This is a genomic window from Nocardioides sp. CPCC 206348 (genome assembly GCF_048654705.1).
Taxonomy (GTDB): Bacteria; Actinomycetota; Actinomycetes; order Propionibacteriales; family Nocardioidaceae; genus Nocardioides.
On the sequence record NZ_JBMCZA010000228.1, the window covers coordinates 1 to 1,020 of the forward strand.

1 protein-coding gene is annotated in these 1,020 nt (G+C 72.5%); it reads right to left on the bottom strand.

Annotated features, from left to right (window positions below; translation table 11 throughout):
- On the bottom strand, positions 1-1,020 hold a 1,020-nt coding region (locus tag ACOADB_RS25810; protein ID WP_378605689.1), incomplete at both ends, for a lipase family protein.

Sequence of the window (1,020 nt, forward strand, 5' to 3'; positions counted from 1 at the left end):
GCAGTTGCTCGGAGCAGGCTTCCCGGCGAACCGCGCGCGGAGGTAGGCGATCGCGCCCGGCGCGCCGAGGACGATCTCGGTGAGGTGCTCGCCGAGCAGCTTGACGTCGTGCTGGACGGCGACGCCACCCCGGCAGTAGTTGCGGAGCGTGTCCTTGGCGGGCCCGATCGGAGCGAACTCGTCGAGCAGCGTGTGGTACTCGTACACCGGCGCGGTGGGGGTCCCGCTGCGGTGGCGCGGGCTGTTCTCGCGCAGCATCGCGGCCACGGCGGGGGTGTCGAGGGCGTTCGGGACGCTCTCGATGTCGCGCATCCGAAGGAACGGACGCCGTGGAGCGGCGTCGAAGAGGCAGTCGTCGCGCATGGTCTCGAAGAGCTGCCTGCCGAGCGGGTTGAGGTACTGGACGATGCCGACCTCGGGATAGGCCCGGTCGAAGCCGTGCATGCCCATCGGGATGGCGCCGCCGGCGATGCTGCCGTCGAAGGCGTCGATCGTGGCGCGGACGTCGCCGAGCAGTCCGCCGAGGGCCACGCCCCGCATCGGCAGCTCCGGGGCGTAGGCCCCCTGCAGCTGCGCGGCGTTGGCCGTCGCGAAGGCGCCGCCGGAGTAGCCCCAGATCGCGACCGGCGAGTCCTGGAGGCCGGCGGCGGTGAGCTGTCGCGCCGCGCGAAGACCGTCGAGGACCGCCTTCGCGGCAACGTCGGCGACGAGGAACTGCGACTCCATGCCCTCGTAGTCCGGCACGGAGACGGCCCAGCCCTGGAGCAGGGCAGCGACGACGATCGGGGTCTCCGAGTACGACCCGGTGAAGCCGCCCGAGGCGCCGGCCGTCAGTGCGTACGACGGTGCGCAGCGGGTCGAGACGCCGTCCTCCGCGGTCTGGTACGAGACCAGGGGGCGTGGCCCGGGTCCGGTCCAGGGGGCCGTCGGCACGATGACGGTCGTGACGGTCACGGTCGGTGTCCCGGTGCGGTCCGAGGTCCGGTAGAGCAACTGCCAGGCAGCGGCAGGGATCGGCAG